At 73.1% G+C, this 22,249-nt stretch carries 19 protein-coding genes; 15 read left to right on the forward strand and 4 right to left on the reverse strand.

The features are described from left to right. Window positions 1-387: 387 nt before the first annotated feature. From WMF20_RS21220 to WMF20_RS21245, 6 genes are all read left to right on the forward strand, one after another. Complete coding sequence (locus WMF20_RS21220) at window positions 388-2,067, forward strand: serine/threonine-protein kinase (RefSeq protein ID WP_437616296.1); 1,680 nt, start codon at window positions 388-390, stop codon at window positions 2,065-2,067. A gap of 67 nt (window positions 2,068-2,134) precedes the next feature. Then, the gene (locus WMF20_RS21225; RefSeq protein ID WP_437616298.1) at window positions 2,135-3,118 is read left to right on the forward strand and encodes a hypothetical protein; all 984 of its coding nucleotides are present in this window, start codon (window positions 2,135-2,137) and stop codon (window positions 3,116-3,118) included. Between the two features lie 72 nt (window positions 3,119-3,190). Next, entirely contained in the window at window positions 3,191-4,564 is a 1,374-nt protein-coding gene (locus WMF20_RS21230; RefSeq protein WP_437616300.1) for a 3-deoxy-7-phosphoheptulonate synthase class II, read from the forward strand. Between the two features lie 308 nt (window positions 4,565-4,872). Further along, window positions 4,873-5,577 carry a hypothetical protein gene (locus WMF20_RS21235; protein WP_437616302.1) on the forward strand — a complete coding sequence of 235 codons (705 nt, stop codon included), beginning with the start codon at window positions 4,873-4,875 and terminating at the stop codon, window positions 5,575-5,577. A 503-nt stretch (window positions 5,578-6,080) separates the two neighbouring features. Next, window positions 6,081-6,404: a ribosome-binding factor A gene (locus WMF20_RS21240; protein WP_437616304.1), complete on the forward strand. Its 324-nt coding sequence runs from the start codon at window positions 6,081-6,083 to the stop codon at window positions 6,402-6,404. Then, complete coding sequence (locus WMF20_RS21245) at window positions 6,401-7,528, forward strand: RtcB family protein (protein ID WP_437616306.1); 1,128 nt, start codon at window positions 6,401-6,403, stop codon at window positions 7,526-7,528. Before WMF20_RS21240 ends, WMF20_RS21245 begins: the two co-directional genes overlap by 4 nt. A gap of 9 nt (window positions 7,529-7,537) precedes the next feature. Here the strand turns inward: WMF20_RS21245 and WMF20_RS21250 are convergent, their stop codons facing one another. After that, on the reverse strand, window positions 7,538-10,135 hold the full coding sequence (locus WMF20_RS21250) for a S8 family serine peptidase (protein ID WP_437616308.1): 2,598 nt from the start codon (window positions 10,133-10,135) through the stop codon (window positions 7,538-7,540). 491 nt (window positions 10,136-10,626) lie between these two features. Here WMF20_RS21250 and WMF20_RS21255 point away from each other — a divergent pair, with 491 nt between their 5' ends. The 4 genes from WMF20_RS21255 to WMF20_RS21270 all read left to right on the forward strand — a co-directional run bounded on the left by WMF20_RS21255 (window position 10,627) and on the right by WMF20_RS21270 (window position 14,873). Then, window positions 10,627-11,259, forward strand: a complete 633-nt coding sequence (locus WMF20_RS21255) for a class I SAM-dependent methyltransferase (RefSeq protein WP_129576093.1) — start codon at window positions 10,627-10,629, stop codon at window positions 11,257-11,259. After that, window positions 11,256-12,218 (forward strand): NAD-dependent epimerase/dehydratase family protein, encoded by a 963-nt coding sequence (locus WMF20_RS21260; protein WP_129576094.1) that lies wholly within the window; start codon window positions 11,256-11,258, stop codon window positions 12,216-12,218. The genes WMF20_RS21255 and WMF20_RS21260 overlap by 4 nt, the downstream gene beginning before the upstream one ends. 51 nt (window positions 12,219-12,269) lie before the next feature. Continuing rightward, window positions 12,270-12,944 (forward strand): glutathione S-transferase family protein, encoded by a 675-nt coding sequence (locus WMF20_RS21265; RefSeq protein WP_129576095.1) that lies wholly within the window; start codon window positions 12,270-12,272, stop codon window positions 12,942-12,944. 180 nt (window positions 12,945-13,124) lie between these two features. Beyond that, complete coding sequence (locus tag WMF20_RS21270; protein ID WP_437616311.1) at window positions 13,125-14,873, forward strand: cation:proton antiporter; 1,749 nt, start codon at window positions 13,125-13,127, stop codon at window positions 14,871-14,873. Window positions 14,874-14,898: 25 nt separating this feature from the next. On the opposite strand, the gene WMF20_RS21275 is transcribed toward WMF20_RS21270, so the two are convergent. Continuing rightward, window positions 14,899-15,837: a DMT family transporter gene (locus tag WMF20_RS21275; RefSeq protein WP_437616313.1), complete on the reverse strand. Its 939-nt coding sequence runs from the start codon at window positions 15,835-15,837 to the stop codon at window positions 14,899-14,901. Between the two features lie 292 nt (window positions 15,838-16,129). On the opposite strand from WMF20_RS21275, the gene WMF20_RS21280 reads away from it, so the two are divergent. Then, complete coding sequence (locus WMF20_RS21280; RefSeq protein ID WP_437616315.1) at window positions 16,130-17,005, forward strand: MlaE family ABC transporter permease; 876 nt, start codon at window positions 16,130-16,132, stop codon at window positions 17,003-17,005. A gap of 15 nt (window positions 17,006-17,020) precedes the next feature. After that, a complete protein-coding gene (locus tag WMF20_RS21285) occupies window positions 17,021-17,890 on the forward strand; it encodes an MlaE family ABC transporter permease (protein WP_437616317.1) in 870 nt (289 codons plus the stop codon). Window positions 17,891-17,916: 26 nt separating this feature from the next. Here WMF20_RS21285 and WMF20_RS21290 read toward each other — a convergent pair whose 3' ends face one another. Beyond that, window positions 17,917-18,657, reverse strand: a complete 741-nt coding sequence (locus WMF20_RS21290; protein ID WP_129576100.1) for an ABC transporter ATP-binding protein — start codon at window positions 18,655-18,657, stop codon at window positions 17,917-17,919. Between the two features lie 146 nt (window positions 18,658-18,803). On the opposite strand from WMF20_RS21290, the gene WMF20_RS21295 reads away from it, so the two are divergent. Further along, window positions 18,804-19,826, forward strand: coding sequence for an MlaD family protein (locus WMF20_RS21295; RefSeq protein ID WP_437616319.1), 1,023 nt, complete (start codon window positions 18,804-18,806; stop codon window positions 19,824-19,826). Window positions 19,827-19,953: 127 nt separating this feature from the next. Here WMF20_RS21295 and WMF20_RS21300 read toward each other — a convergent pair whose 3' ends face one another. Continuing rightward, window positions 19,954-20,169 carry a biotin/lipoyl-binding carrier protein gene (locus WMF20_RS21300; RefSeq protein WP_129576102.1) on the reverse strand — a complete coding sequence of 72 codons (216 nt, stop codon included), beginning with the start codon at window positions 20,167-20,169 and terminating at the stop codon, window positions 19,954-19,956. A gap of 512 nt (window positions 20,170-20,681) precedes the next feature. On the opposite strand from WMF20_RS21300, the gene WMF20_RS21305 reads away from it, so the two are divergent. Further along, window positions 20,682-21,449, forward strand: coding sequence for a hypothetical protein (locus WMF20_RS21305; protein ID WP_129576103.1), 768 nt, complete (start codon window positions 20,682-20,684; stop codon window positions 21,447-21,449). A 19-nt stretch (window positions 21,450-21,468) separates the two neighbouring features. Next, window positions 21,469-22,248, forward strand: coding sequence for an orotidine-5'-phosphate decarboxylase (pyrF, locus tag WMF20_RS21310; protein ID WP_437616322.1), 780 nt, complete (start codon window positions 21,469-21,471; stop codon window positions 22,246-22,248). The last annotated feature ends 1 nt before the right edge of the window (window position 22,249 follow it).

Consider the following 22,249-nt stretch of genomic DNA (forward strand, 5'->3'; position numbering starts at 1 on the left):
GACGCGGAGCAGCGCAAGGCCGCCAAGCAGAAGCCGGCCCCGGTTGAACAGCCCTCGGGCTGACCATCCGACCACCGTGCGGCGATAACCGGACCGGCCGCGCGAACGCCTCGACATCGCGTACCGATCGCGGTTCGGCAGGTCGGCGCCCCGCGCGGCGCGATCCGTGGTAGCGTCGCCTCGCGGTGTTCGCCCGCGCGTTGGCGACGAATCGTCGGTCCCCGCCTCCGGCGAGGATCGACCCGGATCCATGGGAGCGAGGCCCTGAGCGTGTCGGATTCGAGCTTTTCGCCCGGTCGCTCGGGCAGCCCTGCCGTACCCGCGTCCCGCGCTGCTGGCGGCGCGCCCCCGTCCCCGCCCGAGGAGGGCGAGGGCCCCACCCGCGTCATGAGCGACACGGAGCGGCAGGCCGCTCTGGCCGCCGTCCGTGCCGCGCAGGCCCAGGCCGCGGCAGCGGCAGCCCCGTCGACGACCGCGGAGACGGTCCGTCCGCCTCCTCCCCCGGGGGGGAGCGCGGCGGCGCACGACGTGGCCCCGGTGACGGTCCGGCCGCACAACGTCCCCATGGGACCCGCAGCGGCGGCGCACTACGCGACCGCCGATACGGTCCGTCCACCGCCTCCGCCCGAGGCGGGCGCGCCGGGCGAGCCTCCGGTCGAGGCGGATCCGCTGGTCGGCACCACGGTGGCCGGGGCGTACCGCATCGTCCGCCTCCTCGGAGAAGGCGGCATGGGCCGCGTCTACGAGACGCACCACACCCGCATCCCGGGCAAGCGCTTCGCCCTGAAGACGCTCCACCCCGAGCTCGCCCAGCAGCCCACCATCCTCGCGCGGTTCCAGCGCGAGGCCGAGGCGGCGGCGTCGGTCCGGAACCCGCACATCGTCGAGATCTTCGACGTGAACCGGCTGAGCGACGGCCGGCCGTGCATCATCGCCGAGTACCTGGACGGCCAGGGGCTCGGCGAGCTCCTCGCGGCGTCCGGGGGCCGCCTGCCGGTCGGCACGGCGGTGCGGATCGCCCGCGAGGTCTGCGACGGCATCGCGGCCGCGCACGCCGCGGGCGTCGTGCACCGGGACATCAAGCCGGAGAACATCTTCCTCACGGGCGACCCGGCGTGCCCCACGGTCAAGGTCCTCGATTTCGGCATCTCGAAGACCTCCGCGCCGTCCGCGCTCACGCGGACTGGCATGGTGCTCGGAACGCCGGCCTACATGGCCCCGGAGCAGGCCAAGGGGGACGAGATCGACGCGCGGGCCGACATCTACGCGGTCGGCGCGGTCCTCTACCACGCGCTCACCGGGCAGCGCCCCTTCGAGCGCAGCGATCCGACGGCGATGCTGCTCGCCGTCATGACCGAGGAGCCGCCGGCGCTGCGCACGGTGAACCCGGAGATCCCGCCGGAGCTGGAGCTCATCGTCCAGCGCGCCATGGCGAAGGAGAAGGAGGGCCGCTACGCCTCGATGGCCGAGCTCGCGAGCGCGCTCGCGCCGTTCGAGGAGGCGCCCCTGCCCGCGCAGCCGCCCAGCGCGCGCGCGTCGCTCGGGCGCCCGTCCGTGGCGCTCGGCAGGCCCTACGCGCTCTCGCACACCTTCGGCCTGCCCGGGTCGGCCGCCTCCGAGGCGTACCTGACGCGGCAGATGGTCTTCCTCTCGGCGAGCCTCGGCCTCGGGTGGCTCGGCGCGGGCCTCGTCAGCTGCCTCACCGGCCTCGCGCGCGCGGCGCAGAGCGACAGCGCCGCGCTGTCGGGCCAGGGCGCCACGCTGCTCACGCTCGGGGTCCTGTGCGCCCTGTTCGGCGTCGGGCTGCTCGGCGGCTTCTATGTCTTCCGCCACATCTGGCGGGACGACGCGAGGCTGAGCGCGCTCGCGCCGCGGCTCACGACGCCCGTCGTGCTCGCCCTCGTGGCCTACGGGGTGGCGTCGCTGCTCGTGCGGCTGCTCGAGGCCGTGTTCCTGCAGCGCGCCGTCGGCATCGCATGGCCGCTCTGGGACGCGCTGCTCTTCCTGATCAGCGTGGCCGCCGCGCTCGCGGCCGCGCTGTTCCAGTGGCGAGCCGAGCGGCGATGAGCCCGCGGCCAGGCCGGGCGACGCCGCCCATGGGCCGCAGCCAGCGCCTGTGTTAGGGGAGCGGGGCATGCCGCCGCAGGCCTCCGGGACCAGCGCCAGCCAGGGCAGCCCCCCTGATCGACCGGGGTCGCTCCCCGGGGCGACCACCGTCCTCACCGCGGGCGGCGGCGCCTCGGCCGGCCGCGCCGCCCTGCTCGCGCGGGCGCCCGCCGCGGCGCGCTGGATGGTCGCCGGCGCGGCCGCCGTCGTGGCCGTCGTGCTCGGCGCCGCCCTGCTGCGCGACGACGGCTCGCTCGCCCGGATCGAGGCTGCCGTGAGCGCCGAGCGCGCGGGGCCCGCGGGCTCCGCGCCCCGGCGCCCGGTGGCCCCGCGGCCGAGCGACGCGGTCCCCGCCGACGAGCTCGCCGCCGCGACCGCGGGCGGCGTGCTCCAGCTCGAGGCGCTCGCCGCGCGCTACCCCAAGGATCCGTCGATCTTCCGGGCGCTCATGCAGCGCCACGCGCTCCCGCCCCCGTACCACGCCGCCGCGCTCGCGGCGGCGAAGCGGCTCCTGGAGCTCGATCCGGGGGCGGCGGCGGACGACGACGTGAAGCGCGTCGTCTCGAGCGCCGCCGGCGGCCCTCCCGAGGCCGCGTCGGCCGCGCTCGACCTGATGGCGACCGGCATGGGGAGCCAGGGGGCCGATCTCCTCTACGACCTCTCGATCGGCAGCGCTGCGCTGAAGGAGCGCGCCGCGAAGCGGCTCGCCGAGGCCGTGGTCCTCGCGCGGGCGACGCCCGCGCTGCGCGTCGCGCACGAGCTCCGCGTCGCCCCCTCCTGCAAGGCGCGGCAGGCGCTCCTGGGGCGCGCGGCGGCCGACGGCGATCGGCGCGCGATCGACGTGCTCACGCCGCTCGTCTCCAGCAAGAGCAAGGGGTGCGGCTTCCTGGGGATGAGCCGCTGCGCGGCGCCGTGCGCCTCGATCGCGAAGGAGATCAAGGCGGCCATCCAGGCGATCGAGGCGCGCGTCGGGCCATCGCCCGGGGCGGCCGACGCGCCGGAGAGCCGGTGATCGCCCGCGCGCGCCGATCGCGTTGACCGAGGGTTGCGCGGGTGGGAGCCTTGCCATATCAGGGCTCAACTCATGTACGTTCCTGCTCAATCCTGGTCGCCAGATTCATGGCGTGAACGTCCCAACGCGGCGGCCATGCCGTATGACGACGCCGCGGCCGTCGACGCGGCCGTCGAGAAGCTCCGGGCGCTGCCGCCGCTCGTGACCTCGTGGGAGGTCGAGCGGCTCAAAGGCCACCTGGCCCAGGCGCAGCTCGGCCGGAGGTTCGTGCTGCAAGGGGGCGACTGCGCGGAGACGCTCGACGACTGCCGCCCGAACATCGTCACCAACAAGCTGAAGATCCTGCTGCAGATGTCGCTCGTGCTGGTGCACGGCGCCCGCCGGCCGGTCGTGCGCCTCGGGCGCTTCGCCGGGCAGTACGCCAAGCCGCGCTCCAGCCCGATCGAGACGCGCGACGGCGTGAGCTTGCCGAGCTATTTCGGGGATCTCATCAACCGCGCGCCCTTCGAGGCCGCCGCCCGGCGCCCGGATCCGGCCCTGATGGTGGCGGGATACCAGCACGCGGCGCTCACCCTGAATTTCATCCGATCCCTGTCGGAGGGCGGCTTCGCCGATCTGCATCACCCGGAGTACTGGGATCTGAGCTTCCTCGAGCGGGCGGACCTGCCCGGCGAGCTGCGCGAGCGCTACCAGCGGATGACCGAGCAGGTCGGGGAGGCCCTCCGGTTCATGGAGGCGCTCGCCGAGGTGCCGGTCGGGGAGCTGTCGCGGGTCGAGTTCTTCACGAGCCACGAGGGGCTCAACCTGCATTACGAGTCGGCGCAGACGCGGAAGGTCGCGCGCCGCCCCGGCTACTACGACCTGACGACCCACCTGCCCTGGATCGGCGAGCGCACGCGGCAGCCCGACGGCGCGCACGTCGAGTTCTTCAGCGGGGTGGCGAACCCGGTGGGCATCAAGCTCGGCCCGAAGACGGTCCCCGGCGAGCTGATCCGCCTCCTCGACCGGCTCAACCCGGCGGACGAGCTGGGCAAGATCGTGCTCATCGTGCGCATGGGCTCGGGCCGGGTGCGCGAGGGGCTCCCGCCGCTCATCGAGGCGGTGCGCGCGGCGGGGCGCAAGGTCCTCTGGATGTCCGACCCGATGCACGGCAACACGCAGACGACGTCCGGCGGGATCAAGACACGGAATTTCGAGGACATCCTCGCCGAGATCGAGGCGAGCTTCGAGGTGCACGAGGCGCTCGGGTCCCACCTCGGCGGCGTCCACTTCGAGCTCACGGGCGACGACGTGACCGAGTGCATCGGGGCGGGGCTCACGGAGTCCGACCTCGATCGGCGCTATGCGAGCCTGTGCGATCCGAGGCTGAACTACCGCCAGTCGCTCGAGATGGCGTTCCGCATCGCCCACCGCATGGCGGAGTCCTCCCGGCGCTCGAGGGGCTGAGCGCCGGCGCCGCCCCGGAGCGGCGCTCGGACGAGAATCGGACGAGAATCGGACGAGAAGACGAACCCCCAAGACGCCAAGGGCGCCAAGAGAAGAAAAGCTTCTGAGCTCTCCTGGCGCCCTGTGTGTCTTGGCGGCTTTCTCTCTTTCATCGAGAGCACAGACGCTTGCCGTGATTCCCGCTGTGGCCTCGAGCGCTCTCGCCGTATTTCGGCCATCTCGCGTGCTCCGAGCGCCCGTCATCGGGAGACGCCTTCTGGCGATCCGTCGAGGCTATCCCAATGGATCCTCGCAGGGGGTAGCTCGCCATGCAGAACATCTCAACAGAACAGGGTGAACGCCGGCAGGGGGAGGGACATGCCATCACGGAGAGCTCGTTCGAGGGACAGCAGCGCTCCGCCGCATGCCCGACGCTCATCGAGTCTTTCCTGCCGGTGGCCGACATCGTCGTGAACGAGCAAATCGTCGTGATGGCGACGCCGGAGGCGACGTACGCCGCGCTGAAGCGGGTGGACTTCGCGAGGAGCCACTCTCTGCTCCTGCGCGCGGCCCTCGCGCTCCGCGTGGCCGAGGCGCGGCGCGCCCGGCGCAGGCTCCGGCTGGCGCCGCTGCCGGCGCCCGCGCGCGTGTCGCTCCAGAACGTCGAGGACTACGGCCAGATCAAGCTCGCCGAGCAGGAGGGCTCCGAGATCGTCGTCGGCGCGATCGCGCGCCTGATGAACGCGCAGAGCCTGTACGTGAGGCGGTCCGCCGCCGAGTTCAAGGCGTTCGACTGCCCCGGGTACGTGAAGGTGGCGGCCAGCTACGCCGTGACGCCCCACGGCCAGCGCCGGACGATGCTCTCGTACGAGGTGCGGATCCGCGCGACCGACACGCGGACGCGGCGGCAGCTGTTCTTCTGGGACGCGCTGACCTCGCCGCTCATGACGGCGATCACGCGCCGGGCGCTCCGCTACGCCGCGAAGGTCGTCGAGCGCCAGTGCGCCGCGCCGGCGCATCGCCAGGCCATGTAGCTCCGCCCGCGAGAGGTCCGGCCAGGGATGGCCGGACCTCTCCACGCGCGGCGCCGAGCGCCGGAGCGGCAGGCGCGCGCGGCCCGCGGGAGCGCGGCCGCGGCGCGCCTGCCGCGCCGGCGCATCGCCAGGCCATGTAGCTCCGCCCGCGAGAGGTCCGGCCAGGGATGGCCGGACCTCTCCACGCGCGGCGCCGAGCGCCGGAGCGGCAGGCGCGCGCGGCCCGCGGGAGCGCGGCTGCGGCGCGCCTTGCGCGCCTGCCCTCGCTCGTGCACCCTTCGCAGCGAAGGAGGCCCGCCATGCACCCGATTGCATCGACGAGCCTCGCTCTGGCGCGCCGCTGAGCGCGCCAGCGAGGCTCACATCCCCGAGCTCATCTCGCGTGTCGCTGGAAACCGCGCGGCAGACGCGTGTGTGCGTCGCCGCGCCCTCGGGAGCATGGCATGAGCAAAGATCGATCGCGGAGCCGCGAACGCGCGCGCTCCGTCGTGGATGCAGGTTCGTTGTTCGGTGGGACGGCGGCGCGGCAGGCCCAGCGCAAGGAGCGCCAGCTCTGCCGTCAGGTGCAGGAGGCGGTGAGCGACGCGCTCGCCGCGCTCCGCGATGACGTCCTCCAGGACGTCTGGGTGATGCAGGTGGAGCCGGCGCCCGACGCGAGCCGGCTCGCGGTGGTCGTGCAGGTCGGGCCGGGCACGCCGCCGGAGGTGGCGGCGGTGCGGCTTGCGCGGGTGGCCGGCTACGTGCGCGCGGAGGTGGCGGGGGCGATCACGCGCAAGCGCGCGCCGACGCTCGCCTTCCAGGTGCAGCCGCCGGAGGAGGAGCCGTGAGCGCGCGCATCGCCGCGTGGCTCCCGGACGGCGCGGGCGCGGCGCTCGACGCCTCGCTCGCGCGGCTCGCGCGCACCGAGGACGTCGCGCACGTCGCGGTGATGCCCGACGCGCACGTGGCCGACGACGTGTGCGTCGGCACGGTGACCGCCACGGCCCGCCGCCTCCTGCCGGCGGCGGTCGGCGGCGACATCGGGTGCGGCATGGTCGCGCTGCGGCTCCGCGCGGGCGCCGATCTGCTCGCGGATCGCGACCGCGCGGCGCGGCTCCTCTCGGGGCTCTGCCGCCGCGTCCCGCACGTCCTGCACCCGGCCGCCGGCGCCCCGCCGCTGCCGGACGACCTCGCCGAGGCGCGGCTCGGCGCGCCGCGGCTCGAGGCGATGAAGCGCCGCGAGGGCCGCATGGAGCTCGGCACGCTCGGCCGGGGAAACCATTTCCTGGAGGTGCAGCGCGACGAGGAGGGCGCGCTGTGGCTGCTCCTGCACAGCGGCTCGCGCGCCATGGGGCCGGCGATCCGGGAGCACCACGAGGCGCTCGCGGCGCGCGATCCCTCGGGGGTCCGCTTCCTCGAGGCCGACAGCGAGGCCGGGCGCGCGTACCTCGCCGACGCGGCGTGGGCCGCGAGCTACGCGCGGGCGAGCCGCGCCCGGATGGCGGCCGAGGCCGCGGGGCTCTTCGCCGAGCTGTTCGGCGTCGAGGTCGACGCGCCGTCGCGCATCGAGGTCGATCACAACCACGTCCGGCGCGAGGAGCACGGCGGGCGCGCGCTCTGGGTGCACCGCAAGGGCGCCATGGGGCTCCGCGAGGGCGAGCTGGGCGTCGTGCCCGGGTCGATGGGGAGCCCGAGCTTCCACGTGGCGGGGCGCGGCCACCCCGACGCGCTCGGGTCGTCGGCGCACGGCGCCGGGCGCGCGCTGCCGCGGGGCGAGGCGCGCCGCCGCATCGGCGCGCGGCAGCTGCTGCGGGAGGCCGAGGGCGTGTGGTTCGATCATCGCCTCGCCGACCGGCTCCGCGAGGAGGCGCCCTCGGCCTACAAGGACATCGGCGCGGTCATGCGGGCGCAACGCGCGCTCGTGCGCGTCGTCCGCCGGCTCCGGCCGGTGCTCGTCTACAAGGCGCCGTGAGCGCGCCGCTCACGGCCGATCGAGCGTGAAGACGGGCGACGTCCACGTGTCCCAGTGCGCCTCGTTGCCCGGATCGCCGAGCGCCCTGAGCGCGCGGAGCTTGATCCGATAGTCCCCGTCCGGGACGACCGTCGGCCGCCCGTCGAGCTTCGTCGTGCCCTTCCACCCGTACCGCGTGACCGCCGTCGCCGACGAGCTCTGGCCGACGTGCGAGAGCGAGAGCGCGCGCCCCCACGGCTTCGCGGTCGCGGCCTCGACGATGTCGAGGGTCACGCGCTCCGCGCCGTGATCGAAGTGGACCATCACGTACGGCACGTCGTCCGACGCCAGCGTGTAGGTCGCGCCGCTCCGCTGGGGGACCACGCGCGTCCCGCTCAGCTTGCCGAGCCACGGCGCCTCGCTGCCCGACGGCTTGAGGACGGGGACGCTCTGGTAATCGCCCTTGAAGCCCGCGTACGGCACCCGCAGCGGGCCGTCGGCCGCGCCGCCCCGCGGGGTGAACACGAGGTAGCCGCCGAACAGGCCCCCGTCCGCGAGCGCGTCGCTCGCCCTCACCGTGACGGTGACGGTCGCGCGGCCGTGGGCGGGCACGGTGACGCTCGGGGCGCTGAAATCGACGGCCGCGGCGCCGGCGGTCGCGCTCGTCGGCCTCCAGTGATCGCCGCCGGTCGCGCACGCGGCGGGCGCGTGCGACAGGTCGTAGGTGACGTCGTGCGCGGCCGAGTTCTCGAGCGTCAGCGTGCGCGCGGCGGGGCCGGCTTCGCTCTCGCCGAGCGCGAGCTTGCCGGGGCTGATCACGGTGGTCGCGCGGATCGCCCGGTCGACGCGCATCACCCCCGCCCCCTGCCGGTGCGCGCCCTCGGGCACCTGCCCGCTCGGATCGCCGCTCCACGGCGCGGGGACGGCGCTGTTCTGCAGGACGTCGCGCACGCGCGGCGCCGAGAGCTCCGGGCGCGCGTCGAGCAGGAGCGCGACGGCGCCCGCCACGTGCGGCGCCGCCATCGACGTGCCGCTGAGCGTGTCGTACGAGCCCTGCTCGACCGGGACCGTCGAGTAGATCGCGCCGCCGGGCGCGGCGAGGTCGGGCTTGAAGGAGAGCGCCGCGCTCAGGCCGTGCGAGCTGAAGCCGGAGACGAGGCCCGCGGTGCTGCTCTGCGCGGCCACGGCTCGGTCGGTCCAGCTGTGGGTCAGCGGCCCCGCGTCGAGGCGCGCGCTCAGCAGCTCGCCGTCGGCCTGCGCGATCCCCACGACCGGGATCGAGATCGGGCTGCTCGCCGCGACCGACGGGTTCATCACGCCGCCTCGGTCGTTGTAGATCACGACGCCGGCCGCGCCCGCGGCCTGCGCGTGCGCGGCCTTCTCGTGGAAGGGGCAGCCGCCGCGCCGGACGAGCGCGATCTTGCCCGCGAGGCTGCCCGCGGGGAGCTCGTCGCACGCGTCGCGCGCGCTCGTGGGCGTCCCGGTGCGCGCGAGGGGGGCGCTCCCCGAGAGCGGCGGGGGCGGGCTCCCCTCCGCGCGCGCGTAGCCGATCGCCGCGTTGCCCGGCGCCACGGTGAACGACAGGCGGGTCACGCGGGTGCCGTCGATCGACGCGGCGCCGATGACCGCCTCGCCCACGCCGGGCGCGCCCGCGCCCCAGAGCCCCTTCTCGCCGCTGTTGCCGATCGACGCGACGACCACGACGCCCCGCGCGACGAGCGCGTTCGCCGCGGCCGCCGTCGGGTAGTCGGGCCACTGGAACGGCGTCCCGATGCTGATGTTGACGACGTGCATGCCGTCCTCGGCGGCCCGCTCCATCGCCTTGAGGATGATGTCGGCGCGCGATCCGCCGCGGCAGCCGAACACGCGGTAGGCGCCGAAGGTCACGTCCGGCGCCACGCCCTGCACGATCCCGTTCGCCCCGATGATGCCGGCGACGTGCGTGCCGTGGCCCAGGCAATCGTCGGGGTCGTCGTCGGGCGCCGGCGGATTGCTCGAGTCGCCGGCGACGAAGTCGTCGCCGACGAAGTCGTGGCCGAACGCCACGCGGCAGCCCTGGCCGAAGCAGCCGCCGAGATCGGGGTGATGGTAGTCGACGCCGCTGTCGATCACGCCGACGCGGATGCCCTCGCCGGTCACGCCGAGGTCGCGGCGCACGAGGTCCGCGCCCGACATGTCGCTCGCGACGGCGAGGTCCGGATCGACCGCGGTCGCGGCGCGCACGACGTCGAGCTCCACGGGCACGACGGGGTAGACGGCCTTGACCCCGGGCATCTCGGAGAGCGCGGCGGAGCCCCCGCGCGCGACGCGAACGGAGAGGCCGTCCCAGAGCTCCTCGAACGAGAACCGGAGCGTGTACCGGAGCCCGCGCTCCTCGGCCGCCCGCCGGAAGAGCGCCCGCTCCTCGTCGGCGAGGCCCTTCATGCGCGCGCGCCCGCCGCTCGTCGCGGCCGGCGCGCGCTCGAGCTCCACGAACCAGAGCTCCGTCGGCTCATCGGGCGCGAACGTCGCCTCGCCCGCCGCTGCGCCGTCCGGAGGGGCGTTGTTCTGGCTCGCCCCCTCGACTCCAAGCTCTCCGCTGCACCCTGAAAGAGCGATGTGGAGGCAAGCCAGACCGAACCAGCGCACACCGCATTTCATGAGCCCTGTTCCGCGCGTGCCGATCATCAAGTCAGCTATGTTCGATGGCGCGAATCGGTCAAGCGAGAGCGGGGCGAGAACGGCTCTGAGAGCGAGCTTCACCACCTCATCGTCGTAGACCCTGGAAGAGCGGCTGTTTCGTGGCAGCTCGCCTTTCACGTCGGGCATAGGGCATCGCGGCGTCATCGTCGTAGATCTTGGAAGAGCGGCTGTCTCAGGCCAGCTCGCCTTTCGCGTCGGGCAGAATGAGCGCCGCGCCGTCGCCGGTCGCCGCGCGCCAGCCATGAAGTCCAGGGCACCCTGGCGGTCGTCCTGGAGAGGCGTTGTTTTCGCGCTCTCACGGTTGTCCCGCCGCGCCGGCGCGCAGGACGCGGCCCCTCGCCCTCCGCGCGGCGTGGCCCCGGGCGTTGCCCGTCCTCGCGCGCTCGACTAGCGTCGCGCGGCTCTCCGGCGCGGGCGGCGCCGGGCTCGGATGTGGAATGACGATCCTCGCGCGCGCCTTGTTCTCCATGCACCATCGCCTGGTCCACGTGCCGCGCGTGGAGCGCGTCGCGCGGGCGCTGTCCGCGCAGGTGGGCCGCGCGGCGTCGCTGCTCGACGTGGGCGCGGGCGACGGGACGGTCGCGCTCGAGGTCGCGCGCCGGGTCGGCGCGCAGCGCGTCGTCGGCGTCGACGTGAAGGCGCGCCCCGGCGCGGCGCTCCCGGTCGTCGCGTACGACGGCGAGCGCCTCCCCTTCCCCGACGGGGCGTTCGAGGCGGTGCTCCTGTCCGACGTGCTGCACCACTGCGCGCGCCCCGCCGCGCTGCTCGCGGAGGCGCTCCGGGTCGCCGCGCGCGTCGTCGCGCTCAAGGATCACTTCCGGTTCGGCCCGGTCTCGGAGAAGGTGCTGCTCCTCATGGACCTCGTCGGCAACGCCGCGCCGGGCGTCGAGGTGCGCGGCACCTACTTCACGCCGGGCGAGCTGGTCGAGCTCGTGCGCGGCGCGGGAGGGCGCATCACCGGCCTCGAGTGGCCGCTCCGGATCCACGACATGCCGTTCCGCCTGGTGACGCAGGATCGACTGCAGTTCGCGGCCCGGGTCGAGCGCCCGGCCGAAGGAGGGGGGCGATGACCGGGCTCAGGTCGTTCGTCGTCGGCGGCGCCGGGTTCATCGGGAGCCACCTCACCGATCGCCTGGTCGAGCGCGGCCCCGTGACGCTGTACGACAACCTCTCGGTCGGGCGCCGCGCGTTCGTGGCCTCGCACCTCGCCTCCGGGCGCGCGACGCTCGTCGAGGCGGACGCCCTCGACCTCGAGCGCCTCACCGAGGCCATGGCGGGCCACGACCTCGTCGTGCACCTCGCCGCGAACCCGGAGGCGCGCTGGGGGCTCGCGCGGACGCGGCTCGATCTCGAGCAGGGGACGATCGCGACGTACAACGTGCTCGATGCGATGCGGCGCACGGGGGTGAGCCGGCTCATCTTCTCGTCCTCCGGGACGGTCTACGGCGACACCGCGCGGCGGTGCGCCGAGGGCGATCTCGGCGCCCTGCCGATCTCGCTCTACGGCGCGAGCAAGCTCGCGGGCGAGGCGCTCATCAGCGCCTACGTCGAGTGCTTCGGCCTCACCGCGTGGATCTACCGCTTCGGCAACGTGGTCGGGCCGCGCGGGACCCACGGCGCGGCGCTCGATTTCCTGAAGAAGCTCCGCGACCGCCGCAGCGAGCTCGAAGTGCTCGGCGACGGGCGCCAGTCGAAGCCGTACCTCGATGTCCGCGACTGCGCGGAGGGGATCCTGTTCGGCTTCGATCGCGCCGGGGAGCGGCTGAACATCTTCAACCTCGCGCCCGAGGACGCGACGAGCGTCTCCCGCATCGCGGAGCTGTGCGTGGCGGCGTCGCCCTACCCCGACGCGGTGATACGGTATCAGGGCGGCGAGCGCGGGTGGCCCGGCGACGTCCCGCGATCGCGGATGGATCCGGGCAAGCTGGCGGCGCTGGGCTTCCGGGTGCGCCACACGAGCGACGAGGCCGTGCGCATGGCGGTGGAGGCGCTGGCGAGCGAGGTGTTCGGGGGCGAGCCGGCGGGGTGAGGGCCAGGGCGGCGGAGCGCCCGGGGCGCGCCGCGGTGGTAGACTCTGCGCATGGCTGAGCTCACTCTCTACATCGGAAACAGGTCCTATTCCTCATGGTCGCTCCGGCCCTGGCTCGCCCTGAAGCACGCCGGTGCCGAGTTCGACGAGGTGGTGATCCCGCTCCGGGCGCCGGGCGTCCGCACCCCGGAGATCCAGCGCCACTCGCCCTCGGGCAAGGTGCCGGCCCTGAAGCACGGGGCGCTCACGATCTGGGAGTCGCTCGCGATCGCCGAGTACGTGGCGGAGAGCTTCCCCGAGGCGAAGCTCTGGCCGGAGGCGCGCGACGCGCGCGCCGTCGCGCGTGCGGTGAGCGCCGAGATGGCGAGCAGCTTCGCCGCGCTCCGCACCGCGCTGCCGATGAACGTGCGGCGCAAGATCCAGGGCGTGGCGATCACCGAGGCCGCGTCGCAGGACATCGCGCGCGTCCAAGCGATCTGGAACGACTGCCGATCTCGCTTCGGCCAGGGGGGCGAGTTCCTGTTTGGCCGCTTCAGCGTCGCGGACGCGATGTACGCGCCGGTCGCGACGCGGTTCGACACGTACGGGGTCGAGCTCGACGCGGTCTCTCGGCGCTACGTGGCGGCGATCCTGGCCCTCCCCGCGATGCAGGAGTGGATCGCGAAGGCCAGGGAGGAGCCGCACATCATCGAGGCGTACGAGGCGATCGGCGTCGTGGGCAAGTAGGGGCGAGCACGCCGCGGACTGAGGAGCCGGCGGACAGCGCGACGACGACGACGACGACGACGACGACGACGACGACGACGACGATGACGACGATGACGATAACGATGTCGCGCAGGTTCCGCCGCCCCGTCGCGCGGTAACGGCTGCGGCCGGTGGCGAGACGCGCTACGAGACCCCGACATGCCGCACGAACTCGACCTCATCCTCACGCTCACGGGCGGGCTCACCGCCGCCCTCGCGTTCGGCTTCATCACCCAGCGGCTGAGGCTGTCGCCCATCGTGGGCTACCTGCTGGCGGGGATCCTCGTCGGCCCTTTCACGCCGGGGTTCGTGGCCGACAAACCGCTCGCGGACCAGCTCGCGGAGATCGGGGTCATCCTGCTGATGTTCGGGGTCGGCCTGCAGTTCCACGTCCGCGAGCTCCTCGCCGTGCGCAAGGTCGCCGTGCCGGGCGCCCTCATCCAGATCGCCGTCGCCACCGCGCTCGGGGGCCTGGTCGGCCGCGCCGCTGGCTGGTCGTGGGCCGCGTCGCTCGTCTTCGGCGTCGCCATCTCGGTGGCGAGCACCGTCGTGCTCACGCGCGTCCTCAGCGACAGCCACGTCCTGCACACCCCGGCCGGCCACCTCGCCATCGGCTGGCTCGTGCTCGAGGACGTCTTCACCGTGCTGGTGCTCGTGCTGCTCCCCGCCCTGCTCGGCGGGGACGACGGCGCGGGCGCGACGGGGATCGCCGTGTCCGTGGGCGTCGCGGTCCTCAAGCTCGCCGGCCTCGTGGCCTTCGTCTTCATCGTCGGACAGCGCGTCATCCCCGTGCTGCTCGGGTACGTGGCGAAGACCGGCTCGCGGGAGCTCTTCACCCTGACGGTGCTCGTGGTCGCGCTCGGCGTCGCCGTCGGCTCGGCGGTGCTCTTCGGCTCGTCGATGGCGCTCGGCGCCTTCCTGGGGGGCCTGGTCGTCGGCCAGTCCGACTTCAGCTCGCGCGCCGCCTCGGAGGCGCTCCCGATGCGCGACGCGTTCGCCGTGCTGTTCTTCGTCTCGGTCGGCATGCTCCTCGACCCCACGCAGCTCGCCATGGGCTGGCACGTCGCCGCGGCGACGCTCGCCGTGGTGCTGATCGGCAAGCCGCTCGCCGCGCTCGTCGTCGTGGTGCTGCTCCGCCGCCCCCTCCAGACCGCCTTCGCCGTGGCCCTGTCGCTCGCGCAGATCGGGGAGTTCTCGTTCATCCTCGCGACGCTCGGCCGGCAGCTCGGCATCATGCCGGACGAGGCCTCGCAGGCGCTCGTCGTCGCGTCGATCGCGTCGATCACCTTGAACCCCCTGCTCTTCAGCCTCCGGGATCGCATGGCGCGGTCGACCTCGGCGCTCCTCCAGCGCCGCGGCGCCGCGGCGCTGGCCGGCCCGGAGCCCGCTCCGGAGGACGAGAACGCCCACCGCACGGTCGTCGTCGGCTACGGCCCGGTCGGGCGGACGCTGACCCGGCTGCTCCGGGAGAACGGCATCGAGCCCGCGGTCGTCGAGCTGAACCTCGACACGGTGAAGCACCTGCAGGGCCAGGGCATCCGCGCGATCTACGGCGACGCGACGCAGCGGGAGATCCTCGAGCGCGCCGGGGTCGGGACGGCAGACAGCCTGCTGTTCACGTCGGCGGGCCCGTCCGGGGACGCGGTGATCGAGCAGGCGAAGGGCCTCAATCCCGGGCTGTTCGTCCTCGCCCGCGCCTTCTACATGCGCGAGGTGCCCGCGCTGAAGAAGGCGGGCGCGGACGTCGTCGTGACCGGCGAGGCGGAGGTCGCGTTCTCGATGACCGAGCGCCTCCTCGTGCGGCTCGGCGCCACGGCCGAGCAGGTGGAGCGCGAGCGCGAGCGCGTCCGGAGCGAGCTCTTCGGCACCAGCGCGCCGGAGCCCCAGCCCGCGGCGCCCGCGGGGTGATCCCGCCGCGGGGCGGCGCTCCGGCTCAGCGCGATTTGCCGAGCCAGGTCACGCCGCCGACGACGAGCGCGAGCCCGACGACCTGCTGCCACGCGAACGGCTCGCCCAGGATGACCCAGGAGAAGGCGATCGTGAGCACCGGGCCGAGCGTCGAGAACGTCGCGGCCCGGCCCGCGCCGAGCCGCCGGATCGCCGCCGCGAGCAGGACGATGGGGAGCACCGTGCTGATCGTCGCCATCGCCGCCGCGTACCACCACACCGCGGCCGGGAGCTCCGCCAGCCGGGCGGGGCTCTCCGTCGCCGCGTAGTGCGCGAGCACCATCACGCACGAGGTCGCCCCGCAATACGCGGCGAGGCGCGTCGAGCCCACCCTGGAGGCGAGCTTGCCGACGCCGATGTAATAGAGCGCGTAGGTCACCGAGCTCGCGAACACCCACGCTCCGCCGATGGCGACGGCCCGCGCGTCCCCGGTTTGCTCGAGATCGTGCCATACGGCCGCCGCGAGGCCGAGATAGCACACGGCGAGCGCTCCCCAGGCCTTGCCGCGCACCGGCTGCTTCAGCCACACCGCGCCGATCAGGAGCACGAGCGTCGGATAGACGAACAGGATCAGGCGCTCGAGGCCGGTGCTGATGTACGTGAGCCCGATGAAGTCGAACAGGCTGGACAGGTAGTACCCGAGGAAGCCGACGAGCAGCACGCCGCCCCAGAGGCCGGGCGTCATGGGCTCGGCGGCCTCGTCGCGCTCCCTCCGGGCGAGCCACACGAAGAACGGCAGCGCGATGCCCATCCGCAGCGCGAGCAGCGACACCGCGTCGATCGGGTGCGCGGCGTAGGCGAGCTTCACGAAGATCGCCTTCAGCGCGAACGTCGCCGCGGAGAGGACGGCGAACGTCCGGCCATCGTCGAGGAGGCCAGTCGGCAGCTCGCCGGTCGAGGTGTGCGCGCGCTCGGGATGGGACATTGTATCGCGTCTCTCGTCGTCACAGGCTCACAGGGCGATCCGCAGGAGACCGGGCGTCGGCCGCCGCGCCGCCGCGGCCCCGCCCTGCGGGCGCGCTCCTCGAGCAGGAGACGAGCCAGCATCGCGCGTGGTAGTCCGCGTTTGCCATCGCACAGGACGGATTCGGGGCGAGGCAGGTATTTTTCAGGTAGGGGACGATCTCCCGGCTGGGTAGCTGTCCGGGCCGTTGCGCGCGGATCGCGTCGGATCGGGCCGCGCTCCCCGGGGGCCTTGGGCTAAGCTCCCCGTTCCGATGACGTCCCCTGCTGGCCCAGGCACCGCCGCGCGCGTCCCGGGTGCGCTCCCCGCCCCCGTCGGGCCGCCCCCGCCGCGGCGGCGCGCGCCGCTCGCGCAGGACCCCTCGGGCGTGCACCAGGTCGGCGCGTCGTTCCTGCAGATCGCCGCCACGGTCGGCGGCATGGCCGTGCTCGCGGGCCAGATCGCGGCGCGCGTGGCCACGCTCCGCGTCGACGGCGCCGAGTTCATGCGCAACCTCTACAGGATGGGCGTCAAGTCGATGCCCATCGTCGTCGTGACGGCGCTCTTCACCGGCGCGATCATGGTCATCCAGGCGGCGCCGCTGGTCGAGCGCTTCGGCGCGCACGGCCTGCTCGGCTGGGGCGCGGGCTTCGGCACGCTCCGCGAGATCGCCCCGCTGCTCACGGCGCTCATGATCAACGGCCGCGTCGGCGCCAACAACACCGCCGAGCTCGGCACCATGGTCGTCACCGAGCAGATCGACGCCCTCCGCGTCCTCGCGATCGACCCGGTGAGCTTCCTCATCGCCCCGCGCTTCCTCGCGATGGTGCTGACGCTGCTGCTCTCGGTGATCTTCGCCGACGCGCTCGCCCTGCTCGGCGCCGCGTTCACGGGCGACCTCCTGCTCGGCGTCGCCCCGGCCGTCTTCTACAACGGCCTCACGAGCGGGCTCCTCGGCATCGGCGACGTCATGAGCGGCCTCGTCAAGAGCGTCGTCTTCGGCGTCGTCCTCGCGCTCTCGAGCTGCCAGTACGGCCTCGGCGTGACCGGCGGCGCCCCCGGCGTCGGCCGCGCCGTCAACGCGACCGTCGTCGCCTCCGCCGCCGGCATCTTCATCCTCGACTACTTCGTCTCGTTCACGCTCGACTGATCGACGGCGCCGCGCATGCCCCCCTCCCACCCGAGCTTCCCGGACCGCGCGAGCGCTGGCCCCCCCACCGGCCCCCCCTCGAGCGAGCTCCGGGACGTCGCGCCCGAGCTGTCCGGCGTCGCCGCGATCGGCGGCGCCGCGCTGTCCCTCCTCGCTTCCGCGCGCGAGCTCTACTCGGTGTTCGTAAGGACGCTTTACTACTGCGCGAAGGGCCGCCGCGAGCCGGGCGCCGTGCTCGTGCAGATGTACGAGATCGGCAACAAATCGCTGTTCTTCCTGACGGTCGTGATGGGCTTCATCGGGATGATCATGGTCTTCCAGGCCGGCCAGCAGGCCAAGCGGGTCATCCCGGATCTGACCATGCTCGGCGCGACCTACCTCGAGCTGCTCGTCCGCGATCTCGCCGCCTCGATCGGCGCGCTGATGCTCGCCACGCGCGTCGGCGCCGGCATCGCCGCCGAGATCGGCTCGATGGTGGTGACCGAGCAGGTCGACGCCCTGCGCATGTGCGCGGCCGATCCGATCGACTACCTCATCAAGCCGCGGTTCATCGCGAGCCTGCTCATGACGACGTGCCTCATCGTCTGGAGCGCCGCGGTCGCGTTCACCACGGGGATGGTCACCGCGTACAGCATGTTCGGCGTGAGCCCCGAGACGTTCATCAACGTGAGCCTCGTCGACGCGGGCGACCTCGCCACCGGCCTCGCCAAGTGCTTGGCGTACGGCGCCGCGATCCCGGTGGTCTCCGGCCACTCCGGCCTCTCGACCTTCGGCGGCAGCGAGGGCGTGGGCTGGGCGACGACGCGGGCGGTCGTGAACTCCTCGCTCGCGGTCATCGTCCTCAACATGCTGATCTCGGCGGCCGCGTTCCTGATCTTCCGCTAGCCGGATCGCGCGGCCGCGCCGGCGCGTCACTCGATCGGCCCCTCCGCGCTGCCGGTGATGAACTGCCGCACGATCGCGTCCTCGGAGCCCTGGAACATCGCTCGATCCCCGAGCAGGCGGACGAGCCCTTGATAGAGCATGACGATGCGGTCGGCGATCGTGAAGATGCTCACGAGATCGTGGCTCACGACGATGCTCGTCACGCCGAGCGTGTCGCTGAGCTCGCGGATCAGCTTGTCGACGCGCCGCGCGCTCACCGGGTCGAGGCTCGTGGTCGGCTCGTCGAAGAGCACGTAGCGCGGGTCGAGCGTGAGCGCGCGGGCGATGGCGACGCGCTTGCGCATCCCGTCGCCGAGCTCCGGCGGGAAGCGGTCGGCGAACTCGCGCATGTGCACCTGCTCGAGCCGCCGCCGCGCCTCCGCGAGCGCCTCCTTCGGCTTGAGCCCCTTGTGCTTGCGGAGCGGGAGCGCGACGTTCTCGGCGCACGTCATCGAGTCGAACAGCGTCGAGTGCTGGAACACCATCGCGCACTTCATCCGGACCGGGTACATCCGGGCCTCGTCGAAGCGGCTCACCTCCTCGCCGTCCAGCCAGATTTCCCCGCCGTCCGGGTAGAGCAAGCCGACGAGGTGCTTGATCAGCACGCTCTTCCCGACCCCCGACTGCCCGATGATGAAGAACACCTCGCCGTCCTCGACGTCGAACGAGACGTCCTTGAGGACCTCTTTGGGTCCAAAGGATTTTCTGACATTCCGGAACGAAATCATCGCGACCTGCGAGGGAATGACGGTTGCGTCAGGACAAAGGCAGCGCGAAGCGTCACGACGCGCGCCGGAAACAATGCGTCAGAGCGGCGGGATCCCGGCCTATTTCCCTCACCTCCCGCGGCGAGATCGGAGAAGATGAAGACCCCATGGCAAGCCCGCGATCGATCGAGGTCAAAGTCGGGATCCTCATACTCACGGCGATCGGGCTCCTCGCCACGTTCATCCTCGTGATGGGCGGGGTCAACTTCCAGCCGAAGTATTCGCTCTACGTCGAGTTCGACAACCCGGGCGGCCTCCAGACCGGGGCGCCGGTGAAGATCGCCGGGGTCGAGGTCGGCAAGCTCAGCGAGATCCACTTCCGCGGCGGCCAGGTCGGCAAGGACGGCCGCCGCGAGCCGCTCGTGCGGATCCTGCTGCGCGTCGAGGAACGTTACCAGCAGAGCATCCACGACAACGCCACGTTCTACGTCACGACGCAGGGCGTGCTCGGCGAGCAGTTCCTCGCGATCGAGCCGGGCTCGACCGATCGGCCGGTGCTCCCGGCGAACGCGGTCGTCCGGGGGCTGGATCCGCCGCGCCTCGACATGCTCCTCGCCGAGGGCTACGAGCTCCTGCACGCGACCGTCACGGCCATGCGCGAGCACCGGGAGGAGGTCGGCGAGGCGTTCGACGGGCTCCGGAAGACGCTGAAGGGCACCGGCGACTTCATGCACCGGAACCAGGATCGGCTCGATCGCATCGCCGAGAACGTCGAGCAGATCAGCCTCGACGGCACCGATCTCGTGAAGGACGCTCGGCAGAAGTACGTGAACAACCCGCAGATCGACCGGATCCTCTCGAACGCCGATCAGGTGAGCAGCACGGCCGCGCGCGATCTGCCGCCGCTCATGGCGGACGCGCGCGAGACGCTGGCCAACGCGCGCCGGCTCTCCACCACGGTGGGCGGCGAGCCGGAGCAGGCGAAGATCAGGAAGACGCTCGACGACATCGCCGAGATCGCGGGTAGGGCGCGGTCGGCGACCGCCGACGCCCAGGAGGTCCTCGCCCACGTCAAGCGCGGCAAGGGGACGGTGGGCGCGCTGGTGATGGACGAGCAACTGTTCGACGACCTCCAGGAGCTCGCCCGCGACCTCAAGCACAACCCCTGGAAGTTCTTCTGGCGCGAGTGAGCGCCCGCCGCGCCCTCGGAGGCGCGCGGCGCCGCCCCTTGCTGCGGGCGCACGGCGCCGCGCCCGCAGGCGAGGGCGCGGCGGCGGACAAGTCCGGGAAAGCGCGGACGCCGGCCGGCCCGGGCGGTCAGGCCAGCTTGATCAGCGGGGCGCCTTCGGTGACCGCGGCCCCCTCGGTGACGAGGATCTCCTCGACCGTCCCCTCGTCCTCGGCCTCGACGGGCATCTCCATCTTCATGGACTCGAGGATGACGACGACGGTCCCCTCTTCGACCTTGTCGCCCGGCTTGACCTCGATCTTCCAGACGGTACCGGTGATGTGCGCCTTGATGACGTTTGCCATGGGCGCGCGAACCTACCGGAGAGCCGCCGAGAATCCAACGGGACCGTAGCGCGAGGCGCCGCGGCCGCGGGTGGCGCTGATGAGTCGGGCGTTCCCTGCTCGCGCGTGCCCGCGGCCCCTCTCTGGACGGTACAGGTCGCTCGGTGGCGCAGGTGCGCGCGGCGGCGCGGGTACACAGGTGCGCGGACAACGGACGTCGAGGGCGTGGAAGCGGGGCGTGGACGCCGGGCGTGGACGCTGGGCGTGGAAGCGTGGGAGCGTGGAAGCGTGGAAGGGACGGAGCGCTGCGATTTCCGCTGGTACCTGCCGTGCACCACGGCGATAATCTGGCCGGCGGCCCCGCGGTTCCTCGACATCGCGAGGGTCGCGGTGATCGCGAAGATTTGCGTGAAAGCCGCGCTGCGGGTCAGAATCGTCTTGCTCGGTGCCCTCTCCCAGGGCGACCTGCAGGTTCTCCGCACCGCCCCTAGGTAGCTCAACCGCACGCGCTCGATCGAAGGAGCCACGAGGTCATGTCGGAACAGAAGGAAAGCTCGGTCCTGTTCTCGCTCAAGGAGCTGATGAACCTCGAGGAGGATCGCATCAAGACCGAAGAGGCCCAGAAGGCCGCCGCCGCCGCCGCCGCCGAGAAGGCGCGGGTCGAGGCGGAGCGCGCCGCGCGCGAGGCCGAGGAGCTGCGCATCCGCACCGAGGAGGAGCGCCGCCGCAACGAGGAGCGCCGCGCCCGCGAGGAGGCGGCGCGGCTCGAGGCGATCCGGCAGGCCGAGATCGAGAAGGCGCGCGTCGAGGCCGAGCAGAAGGCGCGGCTCGAGGCGATGGCCGCGCAGCAGCACCACGAGCGCTCGCTCGCGGCGCTGCAGCAGGACGAGTCGAAGAACAAGCTGCGCAAGCTCCTCATCGGCGGCGCCGTCGCCAGCGTGCTGGTGATCGGCGGCATCACCATCGCTGCGGTCAAGTCGGCCCAGGAGAACGAGGCGCGCATCGCCGCCGAGGCCGCGCGCGCCCGCGAGCTCGAGGAGGCGAACAAGCGGCTCGAGGCGCAGATGAAGGAGTCCGAGTCCAAGATGTCGGGGCTCCGCGACCAGCTCGCGAGCGCGAAGGACGAGGCGACGCGCCTCGCCCTGCAGAAGCAGCTCGAGGCCGAGCAGCAGAAGCAGGAGCAGCTGCGCCGCGGCGGCGGCGGCGGCGGCGTGCGGCCGTCCGGCGGCCAGCCGGCGAGCGGCGGAAACAGCAAACCCTGCAACTGCGCCCCTGGCGATCCGCTCTGCAGCTGCTTCTGATCGGGGACGGGATCACCGCATGACGAACACCGGCTACGTCAGGCAGAGGACGAGCCTCGGCGGCAGCTCGCTCGACGAGGCGCGCCGCAGGCTCGTCTTCCCGCTCGACTATGCGACCCTCGACGAGGCGCGGGCGGCGGCGACCCGCGTCGCCCCCTCGGTCGGCGTGCTCAAGGTCGGCCTGGAGCTGTTCGTCCGCGAGGGGCCGGCCGCGATCGAGATCGGCAGGTCGCTCGGCCTCGATGTCTTCCTCGACCTGAAGTTGCACGACATCCCCGAGACGGTGGCCCGCGCGGTGTCGAGCGCCGCCGCGCACGGCGTCCGCTACCTGACGGTGCACGCGGCCGGCGGCGCCGAGATGCTGCGGCGCGCGGCCCAGGAGGCGGCGGGCTCCCAGGATCTGATCCTCCTCGCCGTCACCGTGCTCACGTCGCTCGACGCGGGCGACCTGGCCGCGCAGGGGATCCAGGGGAGCACGTCGGATCACGTGGTGCGGGTGGCGCAGCTCGCGCGCGGCGCCGGCATCCACGGGTTCGTCACCTCGCCGCAGGAGGTGCCGGCGCTGCGGGCGGCGCTCGGGCAGAGCGAGCTCATCGTGACGCCGGGCATCCGCCTCGGCCCCGGGCAGGACGGCGCGCGCGCCGATGATCAGAAGCGCATCGCCACGCCGTCGGCCGCGATCTCGGCCGGCGCCGATCTCCTGGTGGTCGGCCGGCCGATCCGCGACGCGGCCGATCCGCTCGCCACGGCGCGCTCCATCGTCCAGGAGATCGCGCACACGCTCCACCCCCCGCGCTGAC

This window comes from Sorangium sp. So ce834 (assembly GCF_051521425.1).
GTDB lineage: Bacteria > Myxococcota_A > Polyangia > Polyangiales > Polyangiaceae > Sorangium > Sorangium cellulosum_D.

Coding starts and splice junctions, on each gene's coding strand:
- WMF20_RS21220 (WP_437616296.1), top strand. CDS start 388: ATGAGCGACACGGAGCGGCAGGCCGCTCTGGCCGCCGTCCGTGCCGCG.
- WMF20_RS21225 (WP_437616298.1), top strand. CDS start 2,135: ATGCCGCCGCAGGCCTCCGGGACCAGCGCCAGCCAGGGCAGCCCCCCT.
- WMF20_RS21230 (WP_437616300.1), top strand. CDS start 3,191: ATGTACGTTCCTGCTCAATCCTGGTCGCCAGATTCATGGCGTGAACGT.
- WMF20_RS21235 (WP_437616302.1), top strand. CDS start 4,873: ATGCAGAACATCTCAACAGAACAGGGTGAACGCCGGCAGGGGGAGGGA.
- WMF20_RS21255 (WP_129576093.1), top strand. CDS start 10,627: ATGACGATCCTCGCGCGCGCCTTGTTCTCCATGCACCATCGCCTGGTC.
- WMF20_RS21260 (WP_129576094.1), top strand. CDS start 11,256: ATGACCGGGCTCAGGTCGTTCGTCGTCGGCGGCGCCGGGTTCATCGGG.
- WMF20_RS21265 (WP_129576095.1), top strand. CDS start 12,270: ATGGCTGAGCTCACTCTCTACATCGGAAACAGGTCCTATTCCTCATGG.
- WMF20_RS21270 (WP_437616311.1), top strand. CDS start 13,125: ATGCCGCACGAACTCGACCTCATCCTCACGCTCACGGGCGGGCTCACC.
- WMF20_RS21275 (WP_437616313.1), bottom strand. CDS start 15,837: ATGTCCCATCCCGAGCGCGCGCACACCTCGACCGGCGAGCTGCCGACT.
- WMF20_RS21280 (WP_437616315.1), top strand. CDS start 16,130: ATGACGTCCCCTGCTGGCCCAGGCACCGCCGCGCGCGTCCCGGGTGCG.
- WMF20_RS21285 (WP_437616317.1), top strand. CDS start 17,021: ATGCCCCCCTCCCACCCGAGCTTCCCGGACCGCGCGAGCGCTGGCCCC.
- WMF20_RS21290 (WP_129576100.1), bottom strand. CDS start 18,657: ATGATTTCGTTCCGGAATGTCAGAAAATCCTTTGGACCCAAAGAGGTC.
- WMF20_RS21295 (WP_437616319.1), top strand. CDS start 18,804: ATGGCAAGCCCGCGATCGATCGAGGTCAAAGTCGGGATCCTCATACTC.
- WMF20_RS21300 (WP_129576102.1), bottom strand. CDS start 20,169: ATGGCAAACGTCATCAAGGCGCACATCACCGGTACCGTCTGGAAGATC.
- WMF20_RS21305 (WP_129576103.1), top strand. CDS start 20,682: ATGTCGGAACAGAAGGAAAGCTCGGTCCTGTTCTCGCTCAAGGAGCTG.
- pyrF (WP_437616322.1), top strand. CDS start 21,469: ATGACGAACACCGGCTACGTCAGGCAGAGGACGAGCCTCGGCGGCAGC.